General features: G+C 65.9%; 10 protein-coding genes and 1 rRNA gene. 1 reads left to right on the top strand and 10 read right to left on the bottom strand.

Annotated features, from left to right (window positions below):
- Positions 1–2 precede the first annotated feature (2 nt).
- The 7 genes from AC1RQF_RS12215 to coq7 form a co-directional block, all read right to left on the bottom strand.
- The gene (locus tag AC1RQF_RS12215; RefSeq protein ID WP_492872141.1) at positions 3–1,409 is read right to left on the bottom strand and encodes a UDP-N-acetylmuramoyl-tripeptide--D-alanyl-D-alanine ligase; all 1,407 of its coding nucleotides are present in this window, start codon (positions 1,407–1,409) and stop codon (positions 3–5) included.
- A complete protein-coding gene (locus AC1RQF_RS12210; protein WP_274001013.1) occupies positions 1,406–2,950 on the bottom strand; it encodes a UDP-N-acetylmuramoyl-L-alanyl-D-glutamate--2,6-diaminopimelate ligase in 1,545 nt (514 codons plus the stop codon). Before AC1RQF_RS12210 ends, AC1RQF_RS12215 begins: the two co-directional genes overlap by 4 nt.
- A complete protein-coding gene (locus AC1RQF_RS12205) occupies positions 2,947–4,782 on the bottom strand; it encodes a peptidoglycan D,D-transpeptidase FtsI family protein (RefSeq protein ID WP_274001012.1) in 1,836 nt (611 codons plus the stop codon). The genes AC1RQF_RS12210 and AC1RQF_RS12205 overlap by 4 nt, the downstream gene beginning before the upstream one ends.
- A complete protein-coding gene (gene ftsL, locus AC1RQF_RS12200; protein WP_274001010.1) occupies positions 4,779–5,108 on the bottom strand; it encodes a cell division protein FtsL in 330 nt (109 codons plus the stop codon). Before ftsL ends, AC1RQF_RS12205 begins: the two co-directional genes overlap by 4 nt.
- Positions 5,105–6,046, bottom strand: coding sequence for a 16S rRNA (cytosine(1402)-N(4))-methyltransferase RsmH (gene rsmH / locus AC1RQF_RS12195; RefSeq protein WP_274001009.1), 942 nt, complete (start codon positions 6,044–6,046; stop codon positions 5,105–5,107). The genes ftsL and rsmH overlap by 4 nt, the downstream gene beginning before the upstream one ends.
- Positions 6,047–6,069: 23 nt before the next feature.
- Complete coding sequence (gene mraZ, locus AC1RQF_RS12190) at positions 6,070–6,498, bottom strand: division/cell wall cluster transcriptional repressor MraZ (protein ID WP_274001008.1); 429 nt, start codon at positions 6,496–6,498, stop codon at positions 6,070–6,072.
- 386 nt (positions 6,499–6,884) lie between these two features.
- The gene (gene coq7 / locus AC1RQF_RS12185; protein WP_274001007.1) at positions 6,885–7,511 is read right to left on the bottom strand and encodes a 2-polyprenyl-3-methyl-6-methoxy-1,4-benzoquinone monooxygenase; all 627 of its coding nucleotides are present in this window, start codon (positions 7,509–7,511) and stop codon (positions 6,885–6,887) included.
- Between the two features lie 277 nt (positions 7,512–7,788).
- Between coq7 and AC1RQF_RS12180 the strand changes: the two genes are divergently transcribed.
- Complete coding sequence (locus AC1RQF_RS12180; protein ID WP_274001005.1) at positions 7,789–8,970, top strand: porin; 1,182 nt, start codon at positions 7,789–7,791, stop codon at positions 8,968–8,970.
- A gap of 111 nt (positions 8,971–9,081) precedes the next feature.
- Here AC1RQF_RS12180 and AC1RQF_RS12175 read toward each other — a convergent pair whose 3' ends face one another.
- From AC1RQF_RS12175 to rrf, 3 genes are all read right to left on the bottom strand, one after another.
- The gene (locus AC1RQF_RS12175; RefSeq protein WP_274001004.1) at positions 9,082–10,755 is read right to left on the bottom strand and encodes a long-chain fatty acid--CoA ligase; all 1,674 of its coding nucleotides are present in this window, start codon (positions 10,753–10,755) and stop codon (positions 9,082–9,084) included.
- Between the two features lie 130 nt (positions 10,756–10,885).
- Positions 10,886–12,961, bottom strand: a complete 2,076-nt coding sequence (locus tag AC1RQF_RS12170; protein ID WP_492872139.1) for a molybdopterin-containing oxidoreductase family protein — start codon at positions 12,959–12,961, stop codon at positions 10,886–10,888.
- A gap of 160 nt (positions 12,962–13,121) precedes the next feature.
- A 5S ribosomal RNA gene (rrf, locus tag AC1RQF_RS12165) occupies positions 13,122–13,235 on the bottom strand.
- Positions 13,236–13,476 lie beyond the last annotated feature (241 nt).

Here is a 13,476-nt window from a genome sequence, read left to right as displayed (position 1 = left end):
TCTCAGTGTGCGCCGGGCGTCGCGCCCGATGCGGGTTGATTCGTCAATGCGTCGACCACGCGCTCCATCCGCATGAAGCGCGAGCCCTTCACGAGCAGCGTCGCACGCGGGCCGAACCGGGCGGCCTGCAGCGCGTCGACGAGCGGCTCCAGCCCGTCGAAATGGCGCGCGGCCGCGCCGTATCCCGCGCAGGCGTCGAGCGTCGCGGCGCCGAGCGCGAACAGCGCGTCGATGCCGCGCTCGCGCGCATACGCGCCGATTTCGCGGTGAAACGCCGGGCCGTCGTCGCCGACCTCGCCCATCTCGCCGATCACGAGCACGCGCGGCGCGGACTGCGCGGCCAGCACGTCGATCGCGGCGCGCATCGAGTCGGGATTCGCGTTATAGGTGTCGTCGATCACCGTCGCACCCGCAAGCGCGCCGACCGTCGCGCGCTTCACCTGCAGTCGGCCCTTGACCGGCTCGAACGCCTCCAGACCGCACCGGATCGCGTCGAGCGGCACGTCGGCGGCCAGCGCCGCGGCCGTCGCGGCGAGCGCGTTGCGCGCGTTGTGCTCGCCCAGCGCGCGCAGCTGCACATCGAGCGCGCCCGCCGGCGTGCGGATCGCCAAACGATTGCCCTCGAGCGCGCCCGTTACCGCCGCGGCGGGATCCTGGCCGTTGCCCGTCAGCGCGAAATCGACGATCCGGTTGCCGGTCGCGGCGACGCGCCAGATGCCCGCGTACGCATCGTCGGCCGGGAACACCGCGACGCCGTCCGGCCCGAGCGCGTGGATCACCGACGCGTGCTCGAGCGCGACCGCCTCGACGGTCGCCATGAATTCCTGGTGTTCGCGCTGCGCGTTGTTGACGAGGGCGACCGTCGGCGCGGTCAGACGCGCAAGCATCGCGGTCTCGCCGGGATGGTTCATCCCGACCTCGATCACCGCGAGCCGGTGCGCGGCCGTCAGGCGCAGCAGCGTCAGCGGCAGGCCGACGTCGTTGTTGAAGTTGCCGGCGGTCGCGAGCCGCGCCGGCTCGCCGACCGCCGCCGCGAAGATCGCGGCGATCATTTCCTTCACCGTCGTCTTGCCGTTGCTGCCGGTGACCGCGGCGACCGGCAGCGCGAAGCGGCGGCGCCAGCCGTGCGCGAGCGCGCCGAGCGCGACGCGCGGATCGGCGACCCGCAGCGTGGGCACCGGCCAGTCCGCCGGCGTGCGCGCGGCGAGCACGGCGCTCACGCCGCGCGCGGCGACCTCGCCGAGAAAATCGTGGGCGTCGAAGCGCTCGCCCTTGAGCGCGACGAACAGGTCGCCCGGGCCTGCCGTGCGGCTGTCGGTCGAGACGCGCGCGAAGCCGGCCTCGGGCTCGCCGAGCACGGTCGCGCCGGGAATCAGCTGGGCGGCTTCACGCAGGGTCAGCATCGTCATTCGCCGCCTCCGCGCGCATGCGTCGCCCGCGCGGCCAGCGCGAGACGCGCGTGGTCCTGGTCGGAGAACGTCCGTTTCTTGCCCATGATTTCCTGCGTGGCCTCATGGCCCTTGCCGGCGAGCAGCACCACATCCTCGCGCGCGGCGCCGCGCACCGCCTGCAGGATCGCGCTGGCGCGATCCTCGATCTGGCGCGCGTGCGCGGGTTCGCGCATGCCGGCCGCGATCTGGCCGATGATCGCGTGCGGATCCTCGCTGCGCGGGTTGTCGCTCGTGACCACGACCTTGTCGGCCAGCCGCTCCGCGATCTCGCCCATCAGCGGCCGCTTGGTCGGATCGCGATCGCCGCCGCAGCCGAACATGCACACCAGCTCGCCGCCGCGCGCCTGCGCGATCGGCCGCAGCGCATCGAGCGTCTTCTCGAGCGCGTCCGGGGTGTGCGCATAGTCGACCACGACGAGCGGTTCGTCGTTCTGCAGGCGGCCGCCGAGCCGCTGCATGCGGCCGTTCACCGATTCGAGCCCGGTCAGTTCGCCAAGCGCCGCGTCGAACGGCATGTCGGCCGCGAGCAGCGTGCCGAGTACCGCGAGCAGGTTGCTCACGTTGAACAGGCCGAGCGTGCCGACCTCGACTTCCGCCTCGCCCCACGACGACGCCAGGTGAAAGGCCGTGCCGGTCGCGGTCGCGCGCACGTTCGTCGCGACCAGTTCGCGATCGGCGTCGACGTCCCAGGCGCTCGCCCCGATTCCATACGCGATGGTCCGCACCCGCCCGGCGAGCCGCGCCAGCAAACGCCGGCCGGCCGGGTCGTCGCGATTGACGATCGCGAACCGCAGGCCGCGCCACGAGAACAGCTTCGCCTTGGCCGTCTCGTAGGCGTCGAAGGTCTGGTGATAGTCGAGGTGATCCTGAGTAAGGTTCGTGAATACCGCGATATCGAAGCCGGTGCCATTGGCCCGCCCCTGGTGCAGCGCGTGCGACGACACTTCCATCGCCACCGCCTGGGCGCCCGCCGTGTGCAGTTGCGCGAGCGAGCGCTGCAACTGCGGCGCGTCGGGCGTGGTGAAGCCGCTGTGCACGAGCTGCCCCGGCATGCCGCTGCCGAGCGTGCCGATCACCGCGCACGGCTGGTGCAGCGCGCTCAACGCGGTCGCGATCCATTGCGTGCACGAGGTCTTGCCGTTCGTGCCGGTCACGCCGATCGCGAGCATGCGATCGCTCGGGTCGCCGTACCAGCCGCTCGCGATCTCGCCCGCGAGCGCGTCGAGCGCGGGCACCGCGAACGCGACGGCCGGATCGAGCGCGTCGGCCGCATAGCCTTCCGGCTGATACAGCACCGCCGCCGCGCCGCGTTCGAGCGCGTTGGTGATGAACGGACGGTTGTCCGCCCCGTCGACCGCATAGGCCACGAACACATCGCCCGCCTTCAGGCTGCGCGTGTCCGCGTGCAGCTGCGCGCCGGGGGCAACATGCGCGCGCAGCCACGCGAGCGCGGCTGCGATTTGGTGGTGCGCCGGATGAGAACTGCGCACGGCGCTCATCGAACTACTCCTGGTGGATGGTGTGTCGAACTCGACACGGTCATGTGCTTGACGGCGGCCGCGGTTGCGGCGACCGGCTTGGCGGATGCCGTGTCGTCCGACACGACGAGCTGCTTGACCGGCATGTTCGGCGGCACGTTCAGCGCGCGCAGCGTATCGCCCGCGATCGCGGAGAACACCGGGCCCGACACCTGGCCGCCGAAGTGGCTGCCCGTGGTCGGCTCGTCGACCGAGACCGCGACGACGATGCGCGGATTCGGCATCGGCGCCATCCCGACGAACGACGCCCGGTACTTTTTGTGATCGTAGCCATGGCCGGCCTGCTTGTAGGCGGTGCCGCTCTTGCCGCCGACGCGGTAGCCGGGCACGGCCGCATCGGGCGAGGTGCCGCCCGGCGCGACCACGGTCTCGAGCATCGCGCGCACCTCGCGGGCCGTGTTCGGCGCGAAGATCTGCGGGCCGGACGCCGGCTGCGCGTTGTCGGTCTTGAAGATCGTGACGGGCATCAGCTCGCCGTCGTGCGCGATCGCCGTATAGGCGCGCGCGAGCTGGAACAGCGACACCGACAAACCGTAGCCGTACGACATCGTCGCCTGCTCGATCCGGCGCCAGCTCTTCCACGGCCGCAGGCGGCCGGCGACCGCGCCGGGGAAACCGACCTTCGGCGCCTGCCCGAGGCCGATGCTGGTATACATATTCCACATTTCCTCGGGCTTCATCGTCATCGCGATCTTGGTCGCGCCGATGTTGCTCGATTTCTGGATCACGCCGCCCACCGTCAAGGTACCGAACCCGGAATCGTCGGTGATCGGCGCGCCGTCCAGCACGAAATGGCCGTTGCCCGTATCGACGAGCGTCGACGGCGTGACCCGGTGCAGGTCGAGCGCGAGCGACACCGTGAACGGCTTCATGATCGAGCCCGGCTCGAACACGTCGGTCAGCACGCGGTTGCGCAACTGCTCGCCGGTCAGGTGCGAACGGTCGTTCGGGTTGTAGGTCGGGTAATTGACGAGCGACAGCACTTCGCCCGAGCGCACGTCGATCACCATGGCCGCGCCGGCCTTGGCGTGGAACTTCTCGACCGCCGCCTTCAGGTTCGCGTAGGTGATGTACTGGATCTTGCTGTCGATCGACAGATCGACGTCGGTGCCGTTGTGCGGCGGCATCTGCTCGTCGACGTCCTCGACGATGTGCCCCATCCGGTCCTTGATCACGTGCCGGCTGCCCGACAGGCCCTCGAGCAGCTTCTGGTCGGCCAGCTCGACGCCCTCCTGCCCTTCGTCCTCGACATTGGTGAAGCCGATCAGGTGCGCGGTGATCTCCCCTTCCGGGTAGAAGCGCTTGTACTCGCCGCGCTGGTAAACGCCGGGAATGCCGAGCGCGGCGACCTTGTCCGCGATCTCGGTCGGCACCTGCCGCTTCACGTAGACGAAGCTCTTGTCCTCGGAAAGCTTGGCGCGCAGCTCCTTCGGCGACATGCCGAGCAGCGCGCCGAGTTGGGTGAGCTTGTCGGCGCCGAGATCGTCCGGCACCGCCTCCGGGATCGCCCAGATCGCGCGCACGGGCAGGCTCGTCGCGAGCACGAGGCCATTGCGATCGAGGATCTTGCCGCGCGTCGCGGGCAGTTCGAGGGTGCGCTGGTAGCGGCTTTCGCCTTGCTTCTGATAGAACGCGTTGCCCGGGCCCTGGATCCAGAACGCGCGGGCGGCCAGTGCGACGAACGCCATGAACAGCATGAACACGACGAGCTTCGAGCGCCACATCGGCAAATGCACCGACAGCACCGGACTCGACGAGAATTTCACGCTCTGGCGTTTCGACGACTGCTTCATCGCGCGCCCCCCTGCGCCGCGCCGGAGGTCGGCTCCGGCGCGTCGACCGCCTTCGCGGCCCCGGCGGGCAGCGTCAGGTACTGGGTGCGTCCCGTCGTGATCGACTGCATCTTGAGCGCGCTGTCGGCGAGCTGCTCGATGCGCGAGGTCTTCGACAGCGCGCTCTGCTGATATTGCAGTTGCGCGTAGTCCTGCTGAAGCTGATGCTCCTGCGATTGCGCGCGCTGCAGCTGGATGAAGATCTGACGCTGCTGGTTGGTCGAATTGACGACCGACAGCGCGCATCCCATCACCAGGATCAGCAGGAAGATATTGAGGCGGCTCATGGCGCGATGCGCTCCGCGATCCGCATCACCGCCGAGCGCGCGCGCGGATTGGCCGCCACTTCGGCCTCGCTCGGAAACACGCGACCCAGCACCTTGAGCGGCGGGCTCGGCAGGTCGGCCGCGCGGATCGGCAGGCGACGATCGACCGCAGGCGCACTCGCGTGCGCCTGCATGAATCGCTTGACGATCCGATCCTCGAGCGAATGAAAGCTGATGACCACCAGCCGCCCCCCTTGCTCCAACACCGACAGTGCTGCCTCTAGAACGACTTGCAGCTCCGCAAGCTCTTGATTGACGTGAATCCGTATAGCCTGAAAGGTGCGGGTTGCCGGATCCTTGCCCTTCTCACGGGTTTTGACGACGTGACCCACGATTTGGGCAAGCTCGCCCGTGGTGTCGAGAGGCCCAAGACGGTCGGACTCTGCCCGGCGAGCAACAAGCGCCTTTGCAATCTGAAAAGCAAACCGTTCTTCCCCATAATCTCGTATCACCTCCGTCAGTTCCTGCACCGAAGCCCGGGCCAGCCACGCCGCGGCCGATTCGCCGCGGGTCGGGTCCATCCGCATGTCGAGCGGGCCGTCCGCGCGGAAGCTGAAGCCCCGCGCCGGATCGTCCACCTGCGGCGACGACACGCCGAGATCCAGCAACACGCCCGACACCCGTCCTGCCCCGCGCGCATCCAGCTCGCCGCGCAGCGCGGCGAAGCTGTCGTGGACGATCGCGAAGCGCGCATCCCCGATCTGCTCCGCGGTCGCGATCGCGAGCGGATCCTTGTCGAACGCAATCAGCCGGCCAGCCTCGCCGAGCCGTGCGAGTACGGCGCGGCTGTGTCCGCCGCGCCCGAACGTGCCGTCGACGTAGATCCCGTCGGGGCGCGTCACGAGCGCGTCGACCGCTTCATCCAACAGCACCGTCCGATGCTGCAATTCGTTTCCCATCGCGGGCGTCTCCGTCACCGCAATCAGAACGTGAAATTCTTCAGCGCATCGGGCATGCCCTGCGCCATCGCCGCCTGCTCCTTCGCGGTGTAGGTCTGTGCGTCCCACAGCTCGAAGTGACTTCCCATTCCCAGCAACATGACTTCCTTTTCCAGCCCGGCTGCCATCCGCAACTCGGGCGACACGAGAATTCGGCCCGCGCTGTCCAGATCGACATCCATCGCGTTACCGAGAAAAATCCGACGCCACCAGTGCGCATCCATGGGCAGCGCGGCGATCTTCGCGCGGAACACTTCCCATTCGGGGCGCGGAAACAGCAACAGGCAGCCGTCCGGGTGCTTGGTCACAGTCACCCGTCCTTCTGCCTGTCCTTGAAGCGCTTCGCGATAGCGAGCCGGCACCGACATGCGCCCTTTCGCATCGAGCGTCAGCGCCGACGCCCCTTGAAACACTTTTCCGCTCTCCCGTTCTCGGCATCGAAGCACCCGGCCGATGCTGCGAATCTAGCCGGAAAAGCCCCGCGGATCACACAAAAATACACTTTCTCACACTGTCTCCCACTTTAGAGGAAGGGTCAGGGACGGTCAAGGGAGTCGCGCGTTTTTTTAACGAATTTTGTTAGTTAGAACAAGGACTTACGCTCACCTCCTCAAGCTGACCCTCATACCAAAAAGCGTTATAAATGAATGAGCTACCGCAGGTTGTGAAGGTGGTACGTGAAAAGTCCGGCCCAGACGGGCGTGGCGGCAGGCATTTTGGCGGGGAAAAAGGCAGAGGAAAGGCGGGATTTCGGCGCGGGGAACCGGGCGGGCGCTCGCGCGCCGCCCGGGGGTGTCGCTCAGAGATAGTACGCAGTGCTGGTCATCACCTTCGAGGCCGCACGCATCAGCATGCGCGCCGGCATCGGCAGCTCGATGCCGCCCGCGTCGCTGGCCGACTTGCCGTGCTTGACCTCGTCCACGCGCATCTGCTCGACGATCGCGCGCGACTCGACGTCCACCGCCGGCAAGGTCGACAGATGCCCCTCCAGGTGGCTCTCGACCTGACGCTCGGTCTCGGCCATGAAGCCGAGGCTGACCTTGTCGCCGAGCCGGCCCGCGACCACGCCGATCGCCAGCGCCCCCGCGTACCACAGCGGGTTCAGGAGGCTCGGGCGCGAGTCCAGCTGCTTGAGCCGGTGCGCGGTCCAGGCGAGATGGTCCTCTTCCTCGCGCGCGGCGTCCTCGAACATCGCCTTCAGCGCGGGCGAGCGCGTGGTCAGCTTCTGCGCCTGATAAAGCGCCTGCGCGCAGACTTCGCCGACATGGTTCACGCGCATCAGGCCAGCCGCGTGCTTGCGCTCCTCCGCGCTCAGTTCGGCGGGCGGCGACGCCGTCGGCGCCGGCACCGGGCGGCTCATCCGGCTGATGCCCGTCATCGAGCGCAGGCCGCGGTCAAATTCGCTGATCAGTTCGTCAAACACCATTCCATTTCTCCATGCACCGCGCCGAACGAAAGGATTTGGTAAGAAAATCATTGCGTTACCTACCCGTTCACAACGCGGAAATTGCGGTTAACCCGTGATTCCAAGCATTGTTGCATAAAGGAAACATGCCGGAGTTGACCGGGCTCCTTTCTCTTTGTCCCGAAAATTCCTTTTGCTACATTACGAGCGACTTCTTTCGAAGTTCAAGCAGGGCGCCTCACCAAAACATAACTATTTGCCCTGCCAAAATAATTTCGTAATCCTTGGAGATCCATTAATGAAAAAGTCGCTTCTCGCGCTGGTCGCGCTGAGCGCGTTTGCTGGCGCGGCTCACGCGCAAAGCAGCGTGACGCTGTACGGCATCATCGATGCGGGCATCCTGTTCAACAACAACGCCGGCGGTCACCAGCAGTACCAGCAGTCAAGCGGCGTGCTGCAGGGCAGCCGCTTCGGCTTGAAGGGCTCGGAAGACCTCGGTGGCGGTCTGAAGGCGATCTTCGTGCTCGAGAACGGCTTCAGCGTGTCGAACGGTTCGCTCGGCCAAGGTGGCGACATGTTCGGCCGGCAAGCGTTCGTCGGCCTGTCGAGCGGCCAGTACGGCACGGTCACGCTGGGTCGCCAGTATGACTCCGTCGTCGACTACACGGGCGCGCTGGAAAGCGGCAGCCAGTGGGCGGGCTACATCGGTGCGCACCCGGGCGACCTCGACAACATGAACAACGCCAATCGCGTCAACAACGCGGTCAAGTACACGAGCCCGACCTACGGCGGCTTCACGTTCGGCGGCCTGTACAGCCTGGGCGGCGTCGCCGGCAACTTCAGCCGCAACCAGATCTGGTCGCTCGGCGCCGGTTACGCAAACGGCCCGCTGGTGCTCGGCGTCGGTTACGTGAACGCGCGCAACCCGAACTACTCGTTCTTCGGCAACAACCCGAACTCGAACCCGTCGACCTCCACGACCTCGGGGCTCAACATGACGAGCCCGGTGTACAAGGGCTATGCGTCCGCGAACACGCTGCAGATCGCGGCGGCGGGCGGCGCCTACACGATCGGCGCGGCCACGCTCGGCCTGACCTACAGCTACACGCGCTTCGGCGATGTCGGCTCGACGGCCGGCGTAGGCTTGAACCCGCTGAACCTGCAGGGCTCCGCGGCCTTCCACAACGTCGAGGCGAACTTCAAGTATCAGCTGACCCCGGCGCTGCTCGCAGGCGTGGCGTACGACTACACGCGCGGCTCGAAGGTCAATGGGCTGGCCGCGGCGCAATACCACCAGGTCAACCTCGGCCTCGACTATTTCCTGTCGAAGCGCACCGACATCTACGTGATCGGCGTCTACCAGCACGCGCTGGGCTACGACTCGACCGGCCAGGCGGCGGTGGCGGCCATCAACAACCTGACGGCATCGAAGTCGCCGAACCAGGTGGCCGCGACGGTCGGCATCCGCCACAAGTTCTGATCCAGCTCAAACAACAAGACCGTAGGATACTCAAAAGGCGCCCTCGGGCGCCTTTCTTGTTTTTGCCACCCTCTCCCGCGCTGCGCGCGTGCGGCGCGGCGGGCCCGCGCCTCAGGCCTTGCCGTCGCGCAACTCGCGGCGCAGGATCTTGCCGACATTGGTCTTCGGCAGCTCGGTACGGAATTCGATGAGCTTCGGCCGCTTGTAGCCGGTGAGGCGTTCCTTGCAGAACGCAATCAGGTCCTTGTCCGTCAAGGCTGGATCCTTCCTCACGACGAACAGCTTCACCGCCTCGCCCGAATGTTCGTCGGGCACGCCCACAGCCGCCACCTCGTAGACCCCCGGGTGCGACGCGACGACGTCCTCGATCTCGTTCGGATACACGTTGAAGCCGGACACCAGGATCATGTCCTTCTTGCGGTCGACGATCTTCACATAGCCCCGCTCGTCCATCACGCCGACGTCGCCGGACTTGAAGAACCCGTCCGGGAACATGACCTTGGCGGTCTCGTCCGGCCGGTTCCAATAGCCGGCCATCACCTGCGGACCGCGAATGCAGATTTCGCCCGGTTCGCCGAGCGGCACCTCGTTGCCCGCGTCGTCGCGGATCGACACCTCGGTCGACGGCAGCGGCAGGCCGATCGTGCCGTTGTATTCGGACGAGAGCACCGGATTGCAGGTCGCGCACGGCGACGTCTCCGACAAGCCGTAGCCCTCGACGATCGGCACCTTGGTTCGTTCGGCCCAGCGCTTCGCAATGCTTTCCTGGATCGCCATCCCGCCCGCGTTGGCGATCGCCAGCTTCGACAAGTCCAGCTTGTCGAAATCGGGATGATTCAACATCGCGTTGTACAGCGTGTTAACCGCGGGAATCGTCGAGATCTGGTAGCCCTGCAATTCCTTGATCATGCCGCCGATGTCGCGCGGGTTCGGAATCAGAATCCCGGTCCCGCCGGTGCGCATCGTCAGGAACCCGCAGACCGTCAGCGCGAACACGTGGTAAAGCGGCAGCGCCACCACGGTGATGAACACCTTGACCTCCGGATGCAAGGTACGCGCCGGCTCATTCCAGGCGGCCGACTGCAGCACGTTCGCGACGATGTTCCGATGAGTCAGCGTCGCGCCCTTCGCCACGCCGGTCGTGCCGCCCGTGTATTGCAGGAAGGCGACGTCGCCGGGGCCCTGCTTGACGGGCTTCAGCGCCTGCCGGCCGCCTTCCGCGACCGCCGTGTTGAAACGGGTGTAGGACGGCAGGCTCCAGGCCGGCACCATCTTCTTCACGCGGCGCACGACGAAATTGACGAGCAGCCCTTTCAGGCCCATCAGGTCGCCCATCGACGCGACGATCACATGCTTGATCGAAGACTTCGCGATGACCGCCTGCAGCGTGGAAGCGAAATTCTCGAGGATCACGATCGCCTCGGCGCCGCTGTCTTTCAGCTGGTGCTCGAGTTCGCGCGGCGTGTAGAGCGGATTGACGTTGACCACCACGTAGCCGGCGCGCAGCACGGCGGCGATCGCCACCGGATACTGCAGCACGTTCGGCATCATGATCGCGACGCGCGCGCCGGGCGCGAGGCCGCGCGACTGGAACCACGCGCCGAGCTTGCGCGACATCGCGTCAAGCTCGCCGTAGGTGATCGACTTGCCCATACAGATGAAAGCAGCACGATCGCGATAATCGCGGAAGCTTTCCTCGAGCAGGTCCGTGAAGGAGGGGTAGCGGGACGCGTCAATTTCGGCTGGAACGCCGGGCGGGTACGACTTCAGCCAAATCTTGTCCATGCAACGCGTCTCCTCAGCGATTTTCGAATGGTCGTGCTAAAACGCATCCTAGCCGGTCACCCCTTCCGAGACAACCGGGTTAGACGCTCCTTTCCAACTTGCATCCACCCCGGAAACCACCATCCAGCGGTCATCCGCGCTCCACTTCGACCAGACAGTCGTAGAACGTCGCAGCCCGGCCGAGATCGGTCAGCGCCTGGCTCGTGACCTCGTTCGCGTTGCGCCCGTCGGCCGCGAATTTCTTCCACCAGATCGACAGCCCTACCACGAGGCCTTCGCGCGCGCGGTCCGTCACGCGCGCTTTGGCATTCAACGCGCCGCGATCGTTGAAGATCCGCACGGTATCGCCGTCGGCAATCCCGCGCTCGGCGGCATCGTCGGGATGCATGTCGAGGTGCGGCTCGCCTTCCGTCGCGCGCAGGCTGGCCACGTTGACGAAAGTACTGTTCAGGAAGTTGCGCGCCGGCGGCGAGATCATTGCCAGCGGGTAGCGGGCCGCCAGTTCGGGTGCGCCGTCCGCGGACTCATACGGCGGCAGGTAATCGGGCAGCGGGTCCAGGCCCATTTCCTCGAGGCGCGGGCTATGGAACTCGCACTTGCCGGACGGGGTACGGAAACCGCCTGCGGCAAAAGGCGCATCGGCGATCTTCAGCTTGAGCCAGCCCGCCTGCTTGAGCGTTTCCCAGTCGCTTTGCAGCATCGGATCGTCCCAGCGCAGCGCGATGCGCGCGAGCGCCTCGTCGTCGTCATAGAGCGCGGGATGATCGAGTCCCATGCTTTTCGCGAAACCGCGAAAGATTTCGGTATTGGGACGCGCGTCGGCGAGCGGCGCGATCGCGGGCAGGTTCGCCATCACGTGCGTATGCCCGTACGACTTGTGCACGTCCAGGTGCTCAAGCTGCGAGGTGGCCGGCAGCAGGATGTCGGCGTAGTCGGCGGTGTCGGTCATGAAATGCTCGAGTACGACCGTGAACAGATCCTCTCTCGCGAATCCCGCCGCGACCTTCGCCGAGTCCGGTGCGACGGCGACGGGGTTCGAGTTGTAGACGATGATCGCCTCGATCTTCGGGCCGAACGAGGCATCGCCCGCATGGACGAGCGCGTCGCCGATCGCGTTCATATTGATGAGCCGCGGCAGGCGATCCGGCCAGCCGGGAAGCAAGTCGGGACGGCCGAGTCCCGCCGGGTTGGTCGGCGCCCACTCGGACGACGACATCAGCAGGCCGCCGGCGCGATCCCGCCACGCGCCCGTCAGCGAGGGCAGGCTCGCGATCGCCCGCACGGCGTTGCCGCCGCCGCGCACACGCTGCATGCCGTAGTTGAGGCGGATCGCGGACTTGCGGGTGCGGCCGTACAACCGCGCCAACTCGATGATCTGCTCGGCCGGAATGCCGCAGATCTGGGCGGCGCGCGACGGCGGATAGCTCAGGGCGCGCGCCTTCATGCCCTCGAAGCCGAGCGTATATGTATCGATATAGCCGTAATCGAGCAGGTCTTCCTCGATCAATACGTGCATCATCCCCAACGCCAAGGCGCCGTCCGTGCCAGGTTTCAGCGCGATATGTTGATGACACTTCTCGGCAGTTAGCGACCGATAGGGATCAATTGCGATCAGTTTGGCGCCACGTCGCTTCGCTTCCTGCGCACGGGTCCAGAAATGCAGATTCGAGGCGATGGGGTTGCCACCCCAGATCAGGATCAGCTCGCTTTCCTCGAAGAACTCGACATGCATCCCGATGCTGGCGCCGTAGGTATAACGCAACCCGGCCGCGCCGGCCGCAGAGCAAATGGTTCGTTCGAGTCGCGAAGCGCCGAGCACGTTGAAGAAACGTTGGGCGATGCTTTCGCCCTGGATCAGGCCCATCGTTCCGGCGTAGCTGTAGGGAACGATTGCCTCCGGCGCGCGCGCCGCGATTTCACCGAGCCGTTCCGCCACGAGCCGATTCGCTTCGTCCCAGCTGATCGGTTCGAAACGTCCCTCGCCTTTGCGCCCGACGCGCTTGAGCGGCGTGGTCAGACGTTCGGGATGATGGACACGCTCCGCGTATCGCATCACCTTGGTGCAAAGCACGCCTTGTGTCGGCGGATGATCCGGGTCCCCGGTTACCTTGATCGCCCTGCCATCTTCGACAGAAACGCGCATCGCGCAGGTATCGGGACAATCATGCGGACAGACCGCGCGCGCAGTCCGGATCGAAGCATTCATTGTGTCGTGTTGTCGGCGTAGGTGTGGGTTCGACGGATTTTACGCTCGACGGGCAAACCTGTCCGACACTCGCTCGGTCGGCGGCTATAGGGAGAAGGGAGAATTCTGTCGCGCAAAAAGCAAAACCCCCGCCGGATGGGCGGGGGTTTTGGCAGAGGGAGCCTGACGATTACCTACTTTCACACGGGCAATCCGCACTATCATCGGCGTAGAGTCGTTTCACGGTCCTGTTCGGGATGGGAAGGGGTGGGACCGACTCGCTATGGTCATCAGGCAAAGAGGGTTGTCGCGCTGCTTCGCAACGCGACCAATCCGGGAAGAAGCAGTAATTTTGGGGTTGTGAGGTTGTATCTCACACGTACGCGGTACTTCAACCGTCGTACGTCGAGTGCCTTGCACTCGACGCTCGATGTCCGTCTGCGCTGAAGCGCTGACGAGCATCGAGACAGACTTGTTATAGGATCAAGCCTTACGGGCAATTAGTATCAGTTAGCTGAACGCATTACTGCGCTTAC

It is taken from the genome of Burkholderia sp. GW821-FHT14F03, from assembly GCF_058803765.1.
The sequence above is the reverse complement of the archived record's forward strand: the minus strand, read 5'-3'. Positions and strand labels throughout refer to the sequence as shown.